This is a genomic window from Massilia sp. Masssp93 (assembly GCF_059491295.1).
In genome coordinates this window covers 4,928,456-4,942,513 of the sequence record NZ_CP168502.1, presented here as the reverse complement: position 1 = coordinate 4,942,513, position 14,058 = coordinate 4,928,456, and the positions used below count along the sequence as shown (strand labels likewise).

Sequence of the window (14,058 nt, the reverse complement as noted above, 5' to 3'; positions counted from 1 at the left end):
GGCGTCAAACGATCGTAGGGTGGGCACCCCGTGCCCACGCGGTGATAGTTGACGTCACCCGGCTCGTGCACGAATACGACGCCGTTACGTATCGCCGCGTGGGCGGAGGTCGCCCACCCTACGTGAGCAGGCATTGTCCGACGTTATGGTTTGTCATCCCAGAACCGCACCATCGACAGATAAGTGTACGACGCCGTCCACCCGATGAGCAGCATGCCGTTCAGCGCTTCCACGCCCGCCAGCAGGCGCAGGTCGCCGTGCGGCAGCACGTCGCCGTAGCCCAGCGTCGTGTAGGTTTCGGCGGAAAAGTACAGGCAGCGCGTGAACGGCAGCGGGCCCGTGTCGCCCATGTGTCCGATGCCGAACCGGGTCGCCAGCAGGTAGTAGGCAAAGCCGTACAGCAGGATCTCGATGAAGTGCGCGGCGAACGCGCCGACGATCACGAACACGAGCTGCATGCGCGCCGGGATCCGCAGCGCGGGCAGGCCCGCCGTGATCAGGCGCAGGACTTCGTAGTGGAACACGGTGGTGGCAACCAGCAGGAACGCGCAGGCGGTGATGGCGATGCCCATGCCCATCCTTTCGAATCGATGCGAACAGCGGCCAGCATAGCAAACCCCAGCGCCAGCGGTGGCGCGGCGAAGGTCGGCGATTGCTGGTTTAATACTGTTCCGGTCCGTCGTCCGACGGCACCCAACCAAGGAGCCATACATGAGCATCGCATTCATCGGCCTGGGCGGCATGGGCCACCACATGGCCGCCAACCTGCTGCAATCCGGCCAGCCCGTGCACGTCTGGAACCGCAGCCCGGAACCCGTGCACGCGCTGGCGGCGCTCGGCGCCAAGCCGGCCTTGACGCCCGCCGAATGCGGCATCGCCGACGTCGTCTTCACCATGCTGTCCGACGACGACGCGACGCGCGCCGTGCTGCTGGACGGCGGCGTGCTGGCCGCGATGGCGCCCGGCAGCATCCACGTCAACATGGCGACCGTCTCCGTCGCGTTCGCGCGCGAGATGGCGGCGCTGCACGTCGAGCATGGCGTCGGCTACGTGGCGGCGCCTGTGCTGGGCCGCGTCGACGTCGCGCAAGCGGGCAAGCTGAATATCCTGGCCGGCGGCAGCGACGAATTGATCGCGCGCGTGCAGCCGCTGTTCGACCTGATGGGACAAAGGACGTGGCGCTTCGGCAGCGAGCCGGAACAGGCGAACGCCGTCAAGCTCGCGTGCAACCTGATGCTCGCGTGCGCGATCGAGGCGACGGCCGAAGGCACCGCGCTGGCGCGCACGCACGGCGTGCCGGCCGCGGATTTCATCGACCTGGTCACGGGCACGCTGTTCGCCGGCTCGCCCGTCTACAAGGGCTATGGCGGGATGATCGCCGCGGAGCGCTATGCGCCGGCCGGCTTCAAATTGTCGCTGGGTTTGAAGGACGTGCGCCTCGCGGTGGAGGCGGGCCAGGGCAAGCAGTTGCCGCTGGCGTTCGGCGCGACCCTGAAGGCGACCTTGCAGGATGCCGTGGCGCAGGGCGATGGTGACCTCGATCTGGCGGCGCTGGGCAAGCATGCGGCAAGGCAGGGCGGGTTGAACTGATTACACGAGGTGCATGCTGGCCAGGAAGTTGAAGGCAAACGGCAGCGCCAGCACCAGCACGACGATGGCGCGCAGGACCAGCGTCCAGCGCGTGCCCTGTGCGGGATGCGCGTGCACCAGCAGCCATGACCACACCATGCCCAGTCCCGCGACGACGAGCGCGCCGAGGTAGACGAACATGCCGAGGCCCAGCATCCCGATCGGGTCGATGATCGGGACGCGGGGCGGCTGGCCGGGCACGGTCGTGAGCAGGAAAGCCGTGACCCAGGCAATGTACAGGGCCAGCGGCAGGATTCCGGCACCCATCAGGAAGTTTGCGGAAATCGATTGGCAGCGCGGCGTCATGGATGCGGGGTCGGTAGTGGAATGTCTGTGAGGTTAGCAAATGATGCCGTGTTCCGCACTGCCGCATCGGAATACGTTGTTCATAAAAACATCCCGGCGTAACATCGGCGCTTTTCCACCGATGGGCTGCCGCCAATGAGAACACGAACCCGCATCCTGACCGCTTCCCTTGCCCTGCTGGCCACCAACGCCTGGGCGGCCGACGCCATGCCGTCGACGCCACACACGGTCGTGCTGCGCGCCGCGCGCATGTTCGACGGCGCCAGCGGCAAGCTGGTCGAGCATCCGCAGCTGACCATCGTCGGCAACAGGATCGTCCGTGTCGCGCAGGATGACAAGGCGGCGGTGCCGGCCGGCGCCGACGTCATCGACCTCGGCGACGCCACGCTGCTGCCGGGCTTCATCGACGCGCACGTGCACCTGTCCGGCCAGTCGAGCGACAACTGGTACGGCGATTTCTTCGACAACATGATGCGCTTCCCGGCCGAGCAGGCGCTGTACGGCGCCTGGTACGCCCGCATCACGCTGGAAGCGGGCTTCACGTCCGTGCGCGACGTCGGCTCGACGGACTGGATCGCGCTCGGCCTGCGCAACGCCATCGACGCGGGCAAGGTGCCGGGGCCGCGCATGCTCGTGTCGAATTATGCGATCGGCTCGACGGGCGGCCACGCCGACCAGGACCCGATCCCGCCGCAGAAGCTTGCGCCGGCCGGGCCGCTGCAGGGCGTGTGCAACGGGCCGGACGAGTGCCGCGCCGCGGTGCGCTACCAGATCAAGTACGGCGCCAACGTCATCAAGTTCATGCCGTCGGGCGGCGTGCTGTCGCTGTCCGATCCCGTCGACGCGCCCGAACTGACCCAGGAAGAAATGAATGCCGTGGTCGGCGAAGCGCATGCGTGGGGCCGCAAGGTCGCGGCGCATGCGCACGGCGACAAGGCCGCGACGATGGCGGTGGCGGCCGGCGTCGATTCGATCGAGCATGGCAGCTTTCTCGAGGACGACACACTGCGCATGATGAAGGCGAAGGGCGTGTATCTCGTGCCGACGATTTCCGCCGTCATGCACGTCGAGGAAAAGATCGCCACGTTCCCGCCCGTGATCGCGGAGAAGGGCCGCGCCGCCGCCGCGCACGTGCGCCAGACGTTCCGCCACGCCGTGCAGATCGGCGTGCCGATCGCGCTCGGGACCGACGCCGGCGTCGGCGCCCACGGCACCAATGCGCGCGAGTTCCGCTACATGGTCGACAACGGCATGGCACCCGCGCAGGCGCTGCTGGCCGGCACGTCCAACGCGGCGCGCCTGCTGGGCACCATCGATCGCGTCGGCACGCTGGAGGCGGGCAAGCTGGCGGACGTCGTCGCCGTGCCGGGCAATCCCGTCGCCGACATCACGGTCACCGAGCGGCCGGTGTTCGTGATGAAGGACGGCGTCGTCGTGCGACGGGGCGCCGTCCGCTGAACGGCGCTACGCGTCAAATCTATTGACGGGCCGGACGGCGTTCCAGGTCGTAGGGTGGGCACCCCGTGCCCACGCGACGATACGCGCCGTAATTTATTGACGGGTCGGACGCCCCTCCACGTCCGGCTCGGCCTCGTCGCGTTCCAGCACGGCGCGGTACACGACCCCGCCCAGTGCGCCGCCCACCAGCGGGGCGAGCCAGAACAGCCACAACTGCGAGAGCGCCCAGCCGCCGACGAACAGCGCCTGGCCCGTGCTGCGGGCCGGATTGACGGACGTGTTGGTGACGGGGATGCTGATCAGGTGGATGAGCGTCAGCGCCAGCCCGATCGCGAGACCGGCGAAGCCGACCGGCGCGCGCGTATGCGTCGCGCCGAGGATGATCAACACGAACATGAACGTCATGACCAGCTCCGTGACGAGGGCTGCGCCGAGCGAGTAGCCGCCCGGCGAGTGCTCGCCGTAGCCGTTGGCGGCGAAGCCCCCGGCCAGGTCGAAGCCGGGTTTGCCGCTCGCGATCATGTACAGGACGGCCGCGGCGGCGATCGCCCCGCAGACCTGCACGACGACATACGGGACGATGTGCCGCGCGGGGAAGCGGCCGCCGGCCCAGAGACCGACCGTGACGGCCGGATTGAAGTGGCCGCCGGAGACGGGGCCGAAGGCATAGGCGCCCGTCAGCACGGTCAGGCCGAAGGCGAGCGAGACGCCCGCGAGGCCGATGCCGACGTCGCCGAACTTCGCGGCCAGCACGGCACTGCCGCAGCCGCCCAGCACGAGCCAGAACGTGCCGAGGAATTCGGCAAAACATTTACGAAACATGGTGTGATCTCCAAGAGAGTAGGGCCGGGTCATTGCGCGACTTGTCGCAAAAGAAATTGTACAACATCAACGTTGCCAGAAGATGATGGTTAACATTGTTACATTTCGCGGCTTTTGCGGATGCGCCATTTGATAAGCTCGGCGGGTTCAACCCCGAAAGGACATCATGGTATTCAGGCAGAGAGGAGCGGTCGCCGGCGCGGCGTTCGTCGCGGTGACGACCGCCATGGCCGCGGAAGCGCCGATCCAGAGCGTTACCTTGTATCCCGGCAGCGCCACCGTGGAGCGCGTCGTGCAGGTCGCACCCGGCGCGACGCAGGTCGAGATCACCGGGCTGCTGGCGAACTTCGACAAGGACACCGTGCGGCTGCATGCCGACGCCGGCATCCAGGTCGGGCAGGTCGTCACGCGCGACCAGGGCCGCGTCGACAGTCCGAGTGCGCGCGAGGCCGACCTCGACGCGAAGGTCCAGGCATTGCAGGACCAGGTCGCGGCGATCGATGCGGACATCAAGTCGGCCCAGATCGTGCAGGGGTATCTCGAGCGGCTGGGCGCGGGCGGCGACAAGGCCGCGCCGGTCGATGCGAAAAACCTCACCGGCACGCTCGACGCCATCCGCAAGGGCGCCTTCGACGCGCTGGAGCGCGTGCGCAACGACGACGTCAAGAAGCGGCTGCTGTCGAAGCAGCTCGACGTCCTCAAGCGCGACCTCGCCAGGGCCCAGGCCAGCACGCGCGAGAGCCGGACGATCACGGTGCAGGTCGCGGCCCGGCAGGGCGGCAAGCTGCTGCTGTCCTACCAGGTCAACCGCGCGGGCTGGAAGCCGACGTACCGGGTCGCGCTCGATTCGAACGCGGCCACCATCGACCTGGAGCGGCTGGCGACGATTTCGCAAAAGACGGGCGAGGACTGGAGCAACGTCCGGCTGCGCCTGTCGACCGGGCAGCCGAACCTGATCGTGTACGCGCCCGATCCGTCACCGTGGCTGCTGAATTACCAGCCGCCGGTCGATCCGGCGATGTTCCTGCGCGCGCCCGCGCCGCCGCCGCCGCCCGTGCCCTCCGCCGACTACCGCACGATCCGGCCCGTGGAAGCCGCCGGGCAGGACGATTACATTGCGCCGATCCTGGAAACACAGGGGACCTTCACGACCGAGTTCGAGGTGCCGGCCCGCGTCACGCTGGCGTCGGATGGCCGCGAGATCGCCGTCGGCCTGTCGCGCCAGACGCTGAAGGCGGAGCAGCGCGTCCTCATCGCGCCGCGCAGCGGCAACGAGGCGGCGGTCGTGACGGCGCGCGCGCCGCGGCCGGACGGCGTCTGGCTGCCCGGCCAGGTGCAGCTGCAGCGCGACGGGTCGTACGTCGGCGCGCAGCACTGGGACCCGCAGGCGGGCGACCGCCTGCAGTTCGCGTTCGGGCGCGATCCGCTCGTGCGCGTGACCGTCGAACACCGCGACCGCAAGTCGGGCGAGGTGGGCTTCTTCAACGGCGCCAACCAGCGCCGCATCGCCGACACCTACGTCGTCACGAGCACCCACCGCCAACCCGTCGACGTGCTGGTGCTCGAACCGACGCCCATCAGCGAATCGGACAAGGTGACCGTCAAGACGGCGCTGCGTCCGGAGCCGGACGTGCGCGACTGGGAACACCGGCGCGGACTGGTCGGCTGGTCGCGGACCCTGAAGCCGAACGAGACCGCGCGTTTCGACGTCGACTACGTCATCGACTATCCGAAGGACGGCGTCGTGCAGGGTTTGCCATAAGCCGGACAACCTGCGCGACGGCCCCCGGTCGCGTACCGGGGGCCCGGGATCACGGCTGCGGATTCCACCCCGCGCCGCCGCCATACGCCGCGAACACCTTGTCGCGCGTCGCGAAGCGGTTCGCCACATCCGCGTCCGACAGCACGTAGCCGCCCACGCGCGTGCGCAGGTCGAGCGGCGTGCCGGCCAGGGTCGTGCTGCCGTACTCGCGCCAGCCGGCATCCGCGCTGGCGACGGCCGGATTCGGCGCCGGCTGCCCGTTCACGCCCTGGCCTGCCCAGCCGACGGGGGCCACGTGCGCATCCATGCGGCAGTTGACGAAGGCGATGTTGTCCCACGTCGCCGTGCCGCCGGGGCTGCGCGCGAGATAGGTCGAACCGGCCGGCACGTCGCCGTGGTTCGGACCCGGACCTGCGCCGTGCGTCAGTGCGCTGTTCAGGAAGACGTAGCCGATGTCGGTCGCCACCGGCACGCGCGCCTGCAGCACGTAGCCGCCGCTGGAGGCGTTGGCGCTGTCGCCGACGCTGCGGATCTCGCTGTTCTCGAACAGGGCCGCGTGGCTGCCGCCCCAGATGAAGTCGACGTTGCCCGCCACGAGCGCATCGTAGAACCACGCCCAGCCTTTCAGGTTCAGCGTGTCCTGCTCGCTCAAGAAGTTCGCGTGCTTCGCGACGAGGCGCGTGTCGCTGTTGAAGTACAGCGTCTCGGCCTGGCCCGAGATGGCGGCCGAGCGGATGGTCGTGTTGTCGATGGTCAGCGTGTCGAGCACCAGCATGTCCGCGTTCTCGACCAGCATGACGGCCCGTCCGCCGGCCGGGGACCCCGCGACCGTCGACGACTGGCTCGTGCCGGTGCCGGTGTTCAGCGTGTCGTTGTTCGTGTAGCGGACCACGACGCCGTCGCGGCTTTCTCCCTTGATCGTGACGTTGTCCTTGCCGTTCAGGTACAGCAGCTCGTCGTAGGTGCCGTTCCTGACGTTGATCGTCACGGGCGCCGTCTTCGCGAAGTTCTGCATCGCGTAGTTCAGCGCGCCCTGCACGGTGCGGAAGTCGGCGGGGCCGTCGTCGTCGACCGTGACGGTGCTCGACGTCGGCGCCGCCGGTTGTGTCGTGAACGACCAGCCACCGAGCTTGCCGATGCCGACGAACGGCAGGCCGCCCAGCGTCGTGTTCGTGAACACGCCGTCCGCGATGGCGACGTAGTATTCGGTGCCGTAGGCCAGCTTGCCCACGTGCGGGGCGATGCTCACCGTATTGCCGGCGATGCGGATCGGCGCCGTGTTCACGCGCCGCACGAGGCTCTGGCCCGGATAGCCGAGGGCGTCCGTTTCGCCGCTCGTGCGGATCACGTCGACCAGCGCGTCGTCGGCCTTGCGGAAGATGCGGATGCTGCCGTTCGCGCCCAAGGTCGGCGGGCTGTCGAAGGTCAGCGTCAGGACCGTATCGACGTTGACTGCGCCCGCCTGCGCGGCCGGGCTGCTGGCGCCCTGCAGCGCATAGGTCTGCGTCGGCTGGACGAATTGCGCGCCGATGGTCGCGGCGATCGTGCGCGTGAGGCCGGGCTCCGAACCGCTCGTGAAGACGATGCTGGCCGTGCCCGCGGACAGCGGCGTGAGCGTGACGGCGTTGCCGCTCGCGGTGGCGCCGACGACGGCCGGATTGCTGGACGCGACCGTGAAGCTGTCCGCCGTGCCGTCCGCCGTGACGGCCGTGACCGCGACCTGCCGCGGCGCGTCGCCCGCTTCGGCCGTGTAGGTGGTGGCGGCCGGATCGAGCGTCAGCTGCACGGGCTTCTGGCGCGGATCGCCCACGCGCACGTCGTCGATCTGGAACGATTTGTTCGACGTGTACAGGCCGATCAGCCCACGCTGCGCGAACGAGGCGTCGGTGATGCTGCCGAGGTTCTTGCCGTCCAGGTAGACCGTGAGCGTGGTGCCGATCATTTCGAAGCGGACCGTGTAGAACTGGGCGTCCATCGCGATCGGCGTCCTCGCCTGTTTCGGGCGGCTCAGTGTCCCGTTCAGCATGCGCGCGATCTCGACCTGGGTGCTCGTCGTGCTGTTCTGGACGTTCAGGCCCGCGCCATACCAGTTGCCCGCGTCAACGTAGCGCGCGACGAGGTACAGCAGCTTGCTGCCCGTGGTGCCGTTGGCCATCGGGCGGATGCGCGCTTCCACGTAATAGTCGGCGGAGGGCACGCCGGTAAAGGCGTCCGGCTTCACGAGCGCAAGCACGCCGCCCGTCGACGCGGCCGTGTACTGGAGCACCTTGCTGGCGCTGCCGGCCACTTCATCGGTCACGCCGAACGTGCCGTTCGGGCCGGCCAGCGGCAGCAGGTTCCACCTGGCCGTGGTCCCGTCCTGGAAATCGTCGCAGAAGTACAGGCCGCTGGCGGGGCAGTTCAGCGAGGGACCCGTGTCGATGGTGGTCTTGCCGGTGCCGGTGATCGCCGTCGCCAGCTTGCCGCCGCCGGCCTGCGCCAGCGCGTTCGCTTTCACGAGGGCGGCGGGGCGGGGCGTGTAGGCGTACGGCGGCGTCCACGTCGTCGCGTTCGACACCGCGCACGCGCCGAGCGCCGCGCCGTTCAGCAGCGAACCGGTGTCCTTGAACGTGCCGGCGACGGCGTCGCCCGGATTCTTGACCACGCTGTCGCAGCCGCTCGCGCCCGCGATCTCGAACACGTTCGCGTTCGACAGGATCTTCGCGTTCGCGCCGGGACCCACGCTGTAGCTGTTCTTGTACACGGCCGCCGTCTTGCTGCCCACGTAGTAGTTGTTGAAGAGGTGGACCTGGCCGAAGCGCACACGCGGCGCGCGCGACTGGATCGCGCGGAACACGTTGTTGCTGAAGGTGACGCGCAGCTTGCCTTCGTCCGCCGTGGCGGTGGGGCTGGAGCCGATCAGGTTGTTCTTGTCGTGTTCACCGAACACGTTGTACGACACCGTCACGTAGTCGGACGCGTTGGTGATGTCGACGGCGCCGTCGTGGCATTGCTTCACGTGGCCGTTTTCGATGGGCAGGTAGTTGTCGGTGACCGGCGCGTCGGTGAAGGCGTTGTGGTCGATCCAGATGTGGTCCGAGCCGGAGATGCCGATGGCGTCATACGCCGCGTTCCAGTTGCCGGTCGCGCCGTCCGTCGGGTCGAATATGGGTTCGACGTCGCACGGGTTCTGGATCTTGAGGTTGCGGATGATGATCTGGCTGACGTTCGACAGGATGATGTGGCCGTTGACGAAGCCGGAATTGGCGCCGTCGCCGATCAGCGTCGTGTTGTTCTTGAGGCGGATGGCGCCGCGCGCCGACTGGTCGGCGGTGCTCGTGTACGGCTTCCCTTCGGTCATGTCGACGATGCCGGACAGCTTGATGATCTTGGGCGTCGTGCCGCCGTTCGCGATCGCAGCCAGCAACTGGGCGCGGTTCGTGACGGTGTAGATCTGGTCGGTGGTGGCGTTGGCGCCGGCGAGGGTGCCGCCGCCCTGGCTCGCCCAGCCGTCGAGCGGGGCGGTGGCGCGGGCGGGGTCGGTGGCGGCGTTCGCGGTGACGCAAAGCGCGGCCAGTGCCAGCGCAGCCTTGATGCGTGCGTATCTCATGAAGGTCTCCTGGCGGTGGCTTACGCGCGGCGGGCGCGCTTGCGGCTGATCGCGAGACCGGCGGCGCCGGCCAGCAGCAGGGCGGGGACGGCAGGTTCGGGCACGCTCGTGCCCGAACCGGCGGCGCCGATCTGCGTCGTGATCGACGCGAAGTCGCCATGCCAGGCGAGTCCGCCGAGGTCGAGGCCGATGGTATGGCCGTCGATGACGGACAGGCCCGGCACGCCGTCCGCCTGGCTGCCGTCCAGCAGCGTGAAGTTCGCGATGGCGGCGGGCAGGGTCGCGCCGAAGTCGAAGGTCAGCTTGTAGTCGCCGGTGGGGACCGGCATGTTTTCATAGATGGTGAGCTTGCCGTCCGTGGCGAAATCGAAGCCGAACAGGAAGTCGGCGGTGAGGAATTCGACGCCGCTGTCGGTCGGATCGAGCGTGCTCGTGTTGCTGCCGGGTTCTTGCGCGAACAGGTGGTCGAGTCCGAGGACGTCGGCCGCGCTGCCGTTGTAGGTGGCGGTGATGGTGGCGTCGTGCAGGGAAAGCGGTGCTGCGTGTACCTGGCCGGCAGCGAGGGCTGCGACGACGAGGGTCTCCAAGATTGTAGTCGTTTTCATTGTTATTCCCGAATAGAGCCGCTGCCGTGCCTGGCCGGAGACGGACGCGAAGGCGCCCGGCCGGCCGGACCGGTGTGCGTGCGATGCTGAAACAGGGAAGTCGGCCGATGCCGGCGGACCTTGGTGCGGTGCTGCGGTTCTGCGCTGCTGCGATGCGGCGTTCCGCGTGGTCGTGGCGGCCGGCTCGTGGCTGGGCGTTGCGATGATGGCGGGACGGCGAGGATGTCGCTGCCTGGACCGGTTACTCGGCGGCCAGGTCGGGGAATGTTAGCACAAGGATACGATAATTGGTCGGGCCAATTGAATCGTGTTGCAAATATATTTGGGCCAGAATGGGAATTGGCTTGACCAATTTTGGCCGGGAGGAGGTGGGCACGTTTTATTTGAGGCCCCCGGCCTCAAATGCCCACCCTATGTATCATCGAACAGTGCCGTAGGGTGGGCACCCCGTGCCCACCATTGCGTCACGCCAAAACAAAACCCCGGCCCGCATGACGCGGAACCGGGGTTTTTTATCGGACTACCGACAGTATCGCGCTATCAGGCGCCGACGCTTTCCAGTGCCTTGTTGAAGGTCGCGCTCGGACGCATCACGGCCTTGACCTTGGCATTGTCCGGCTTGTAGTAGCCGCCGATGTCGACCGGCTTGCCCTGGATTTCCAGCAGTTCCGCGACGATCTTCTGCTCGTTCTCGACCAGTTGCTTGGCCAGCGGCGCGAAGTAGGCGGCCAGTTCGGCGTCCTCGGTCTGCGCGGCCAGTTCCTGGGCCCAGTACATCGACAGGTAGAACTGGCTGCCGCGGTTGTCGAGTTCACCGGTCTTCGGCGACGGCGACTTGCGGTTGTCCAGCAGCTTGCCGGTGGCGGCGTCCAGCGTCCTGGCCAGCAGCTTGGCTTTCGCGTTGCCGGTCTTGATGCCCAAGTCCTCGAAGCTCACGGCCAGCGCGAGGAATTCGCCCAGCGAGTCCCAGCGCAGGTGGTTTTCTTCGGTCAGCTGCTGCACGTGCTTCGGTGCCGAACCGCCGGCGCCCGTCTCGTACATGCCGCCGCCGGCCATCAGCGGGACGATCGACAGCATCTTCGCGCTGGTGCCCAGTTCCAGGATCGGGAACAGGTCGGTCAGGTAGTCGCGCAGGATGTTGCCGGTCACCGAGATGGTGTCCAGGCCGCGCCATGCGCGCTCCAGGCTGAAACGCATCGCGCGCACCTGCGACATGATCTGGATGTCCAGGCCTTCCGTGTCGTGATCCTTCAGGTAGGTCTTGACCTTCTTGATCAGTTCATTTTCGTGCGGACGGTACGGGTCCAGCCAGAACACGGCCGGCATGCCGGAGTTGCGGGCGCGGGTGACGGCCAGCTTGACCCAGTCGCGGATCGGCGCGTCCTTCACCTGGCACATGCGCCAGATGTCGCCCTTCTCGACGTTCTGCGACAGCAGCACTTCGCCCGTCGCCAGGTCGGTGATGTTGGCGACGCCGTCTTCCTGCACTTCGAACGTCTTGTCGTGCGAACCGTATTCCTCGGCCTGCTGGGCCATCAGGCCGACGTTCGGCACCGTGCCCATCGTGCGCGGGTCGAAGGCGCCGTGCCATTTGCAGAAGTTGATGATCTCCTGGTAGATGCGGGCAAAGGTCGATTCCGGGATCACGGCCTTGACTTCCTTCAGGCGGCCGTCGGCGCCGTACATCTTGCCGCCGGCGCGGATCATCGCCGGCATCGACGCGTCGACGATCACGTCGTTCGGCGAGTGGAAGTTGGTGATGCCCTTGGCCGAGTCGACCATCGCCAGCGCCGGGCGGTGTTCCTGGCAGGCGTGGATGTCGCGGATGATTTCTTCGCGCTGCGAATCCGGCAGCTTGGCGATCTTGTTGTACAGGTCGGCCATGCCGTTGTTGACGTTCACGCCGAGGCTGTCCAGCAGGGCGCCGTGCTTCTCGAACGCCTCCTTGTAGAAGGTGCGGACGCAGTGGCCGAACACGATCGGGTGCGAGACCTTCATCATCGTCGCCTTCACGTGCAGCGAGAACATCACGCCGGTCTTGTGCGCGTCTTCGATCTGCTGTTCGTAGAACTCGAGCAGGGCCTTGCGGCTCATGAACATCGAGTCGATGATCTCGCCGTCCAGCAGCGACACCTTCGGTTTCAGCACGATGGTCGCGCCGCTCTTCGTGACCAGCTCCATCTTGACGTCGCGCGCGCGGTCCAGCGTCATCGACTTTTCGCCGTGGTAGAAGTCGCCGTGGGTCATGTGCGACACGTGGGTGCGCGACGCCTGCGACCATTCGCCCATCGAGTGCGGATTCTTGCGGGCGTATTCCTTGACGGCGCGCGGCGCGCGGCGGTCCGAGTTACCTTCGCGCAGCACCGGGTTCACGGAGGAGCCGATGCACTTGCCGTAGCGGGCCTTGATCTCTTTTTCTTCGTCGGTCTTGGGATCGGCCGGATAGTCGGGCAGGTTGTAGCCCTTGCCCTGCAGTTCCTTGATGGCCGCCTGCAGCTGGCCCACCGACGCCGAGATGTTCGGCAGCTTGATGATGTTGGCTTCCGGCTGCAGCGTCTTCTTGCCGAGTTCCGACAGCGTGTCCGGCACGCGCTGGTCCGCCGACAGGCGGTCGGCGAAGACGGCGAGGATACGCGCCGCGACGGAGATGTCGCTCTCTTCGATGCGGATGCCGGCGGGTTTGGCAAACGTCTCGACGACGGGCAGGAAGGCGTGGGTGGCCAGCAGGGGCGCCTCGTCGGTTAGGGTGTAGATGATGGTCTGATCACTGCTCATACGCTGGTTCCTCGATGTGCGGGAGGGTTTGGAATACTATTTCTAAAAGGGAAACGTCAATAAACCTGCTGCGCAACGGTTTCTTGAGGTTTCCACGGCTGTCCGGGCCACGCGCCAAGGTGGTGAACAGATCGAGGATCATACTCCGTCAAACGTCGATCCGGCGGCCACGAACCGTTGCATCTTTCCGTGCAGCTAAGTCTTATATAAGACATAGGACAGGCGCTATTATGCACGACCTTTTCGTAAAGGCGAAGCAGATCGTGAAAGGCCTTTTCGCAATGCGGAATCCAGGCGGGCGCGTGGCAACCGTGCCTACATCTGGCGGAACAGGTCGGCGTAGTTGCGGCTGACGACGAGTTGCTCGTCGCGTCCCTTGAGCCTCACGAGCAGGCGGCCGCGGAAGTCCGTGCGCGTGCCGGCCACGTGGCGCGCGGCCACGATGGCGCCGCGGTGGATCTGCCAGAACTGCTGCGGATCGAGCTGGTCGCGCAGCTGGCGCAGCGGCGTGCGGATCAGGTGCTCGCCGTCGGCCAGGAATACGCTCGTGTACTTGTCGTTGCTCTGGAAATAGATCACTTCGTCGATGGCGATCAGCCGCGTCTCCTGGCCTTGCGCGGCGCGGATCCATTGCAGCGGCGCCGCCGGCGCGGGCGCAGGTGCGGCCGGCGCCGGGGCCGCGCCGAGCTGGCGCAGCAGGCCGGCCAGCATGTCGGCGGACGGCGCCGCCGGCGGCGCCGCCAGCGTTTCCTTGAGGCGCTCGACCGTGCGCTGCAGGCGTTCCAGGCGGATGGGTTTCAGCAGGTAATCGAAGGCGGCGTGCTCGAACGCCTGCAGCGCATAGGCCTCGTGCGCAGTCGTGAACACGACGCGCGGCGCGCGCCTGTCGTCGACCAGGCGGGCCGCGAGGTCGAGGCCGTTCAGGCCGGGCATCTGGATGTCGAGGAAGAGGACGTCGGGCGCCAGCTCGTCGACGAGGCGCAGCGCTTCGATGCCGTTGCCGGCGCGTCCGGCGATGTGCAGTTCCGGCCAGGCGATCGCCAACTGCTCTTCGAGGTAGGCCAGCAGGTGCGGTTCGTCGTCGGCAAGCAGGGCACGGATGGGATCGATGG

Annotated in this window: 10 protein-coding genes; 3 read left to right on the top strand and 7 right to left on the bottom strand. The window is 67.3% G+C overall.

What is annotated here, in order from left to right; genetic code table 11:
* Window positions 1-143: 143 nt before the first annotated feature.
* Window positions 144-572 (bottom strand): ion channel, encoded by a 429-nt coding sequence (locus tag ACEN9Q_RS20435; protein ID WP_495625832.1) that lies wholly within the window; start codon window positions 570-572, stop codon window positions 144-146.
* A 139-nt stretch (window positions 573-711) separates the two neighbouring features.
* On the opposite strand from ACEN9Q_RS20435, the gene ACEN9Q_RS20430 reads away from it, so the two are divergent.
* Window positions 712-1,590 carry an NAD(P)-dependent oxidoreductase gene (locus tag ACEN9Q_RS20430; RefSeq protein WP_495625831.1) on the top strand — a complete coding sequence of 293 codons (879 nt, stop codon included), beginning with the start codon at window positions 712-714 and terminating at the stop codon, window positions 1,588-1,590.
* Here ACEN9Q_RS20430 and ACEN9Q_RS20425 read toward each other — a convergent pair whose 3' ends face one another.
* The gene (locus ACEN9Q_RS20425) at window positions 1,591-1,896 is read right to left on the bottom strand and encodes a hypothetical protein (protein WP_495625830.1); all 306 of its coding nucleotides are present in this window, start codon (window positions 1,894-1,896) and stop codon (window positions 1,591-1,593) included. It abuts the gene before it with no gap.
* A 174-nt stretch (window positions 1,897-2,070) separates the two neighbouring features.
* Between ACEN9Q_RS20425 and ACEN9Q_RS20420 the strand changes: the two genes are divergently transcribed.
* On the top strand, window positions 2,071-3,393 hold the full coding sequence (locus ACEN9Q_RS20420) for a metal-dependent hydrolase family protein (protein ID WP_495625829.1): 1,323 nt from the start codon (window positions 2,071-2,073) through the stop codon (window positions 3,391-3,393).
* A 93-nt stretch (window positions 3,394-3,486) separates the two neighbouring features.
* Here the strand turns inward: ACEN9Q_RS20420 and aqpZ are convergent, their stop codons facing one another.
* The gene (gene aqpZ, locus ACEN9Q_RS20415) at window positions 3,487-4,215 is read right to left on the bottom strand and encodes an aquaporin Z (protein ID WP_495625828.1); all 729 of its coding nucleotides are present in this window, start codon (window positions 4,213-4,215) and stop codon (window positions 3,487-3,489) included.
* A 166-nt stretch (window positions 4,216-4,381) separates the two neighbouring features.
* Between aqpZ and ACEN9Q_RS20410 the strand changes: the two genes are divergently transcribed.
* On the top strand, window positions 4,382-5,977 hold the full coding sequence (locus ACEN9Q_RS20410; protein ID WP_495625827.1) for a DUF4139 domain-containing protein: 1,596 nt from the start codon (window positions 4,382-4,384) through the stop codon (window positions 5,975-5,977).
* Between the two features lie 49 nt (window positions 5,978-6,026).
* Here the strand turns inward: ACEN9Q_RS20410 and ACEN9Q_RS20405 are convergent, their stop codons facing one another.
* From ACEN9Q_RS20405 to ACEN9Q_RS20390, 4 genes are all read right to left on the bottom strand, one after another.
* Window positions 6,027-9,566: a pectinesterase family protein gene (locus tag ACEN9Q_RS20405; protein WP_495625826.1), complete on the bottom strand. Its 3,540-nt coding sequence runs from the start codon at window positions 9,564-9,566 to the stop codon at window positions 6,027-6,029.
* Between the two features lie 20 nt (window positions 9,567-9,586).
* Window positions 9,587-10,171: a PEP-CTERM sorting domain-containing protein gene (locus tag ACEN9Q_RS20400; protein WP_495625825.1), complete on the bottom strand. Its 585-nt coding sequence runs from the start codon at window positions 10,169-10,171 to the stop codon at window positions 9,587-9,589.
* Window positions 10,172-10,711: 540 nt separating this feature from the next.
* Window positions 10,712-12,946: an NADP-dependent isocitrate dehydrogenase gene (locus tag ACEN9Q_RS20395; RefSeq protein WP_495625824.1), complete on the bottom strand. Its 2,235-nt coding sequence runs from the start codon at window positions 12,944-12,946 to the stop codon at window positions 10,712-10,714.
* A gap of 315 nt (window positions 12,947-13,261) precedes the next feature.
* Window positions 13,262-14,047: a LytR/AlgR family response regulator transcription factor gene (locus ACEN9Q_RS20390; RefSeq protein ID WP_495628975.1), complete on the bottom strand. Its 786-nt coding sequence runs from the start codon at window positions 14,045-14,047 to the stop codon at window positions 13,262-13,264.
* Between the last annotated feature and the right edge of the window lie 11 nt (window positions 14,048-14,058).

Excerpts from the sequence above, each read along its gene's own strand:
- ACEN9Q_RS20430 (WP_495625831.1), top strand. The coding sequence starts at position 712 with ATGAGCATCGCATTCATCGGCCTGGGCGGCATGGGCCACCACATGGCC.
- ACEN9Q_RS20420 (WP_495625829.1), top strand. The coding sequence starts at position 2,071 with ATGAGAACACGAACCCGCATCCTGACCGCTTCCCTTGCCCTGCTGGCC.
- ACEN9Q_RS20435 (WP_495625832.1), bottom strand. The coding sequence starts at position 572 with ATGGGCATCGCCATCACCGCCTGCGCGTTCCTGCTGGTTGCCACCACC.
- ACEN9Q_RS20405 (WP_495625826.1), bottom strand. The coding sequence starts at position 9,566 with ATGAGATACGCACGCATCAAGGCTGCGCTGGCACTGGCCGCGCTTTGC.
- ACEN9Q_RS20400 (WP_495625825.1), bottom strand. The coding sequence starts at position 10,171 with ATGAAAACGACTACAATCTTGGAGACCCTCGTCGTCGCAGCCCTCGCT.
- ACEN9Q_RS20395 (WP_495625824.1), bottom strand. The coding sequence starts at position 12,946 with ATGAGCAGTGATCAGACCATCATCTACACCCTAACCGACGAGGCGCCC.
- ACEN9Q_RS20410 (WP_495625827.1), top strand. The coding sequence starts at position 4,382 with ATGGTATTCAGGCAGAGAGGAGCGGTCGCCGGCGCGGCGTTCGTCGCG.
- ACEN9Q_RS20425 (WP_495625830.1), bottom strand. The coding sequence starts at position 1,896 with ATGGGTGCCGGAATCCTGCCGCTGGCCCTGTACATTGCCTGGGTCACG.
- aqpZ (WP_495625828.1), bottom strand. The coding sequence starts at position 4,215 with ATGTTTCGTAAATGTTTTGCCGAATTCCTCGGCACGTTCTGGCTCGTG.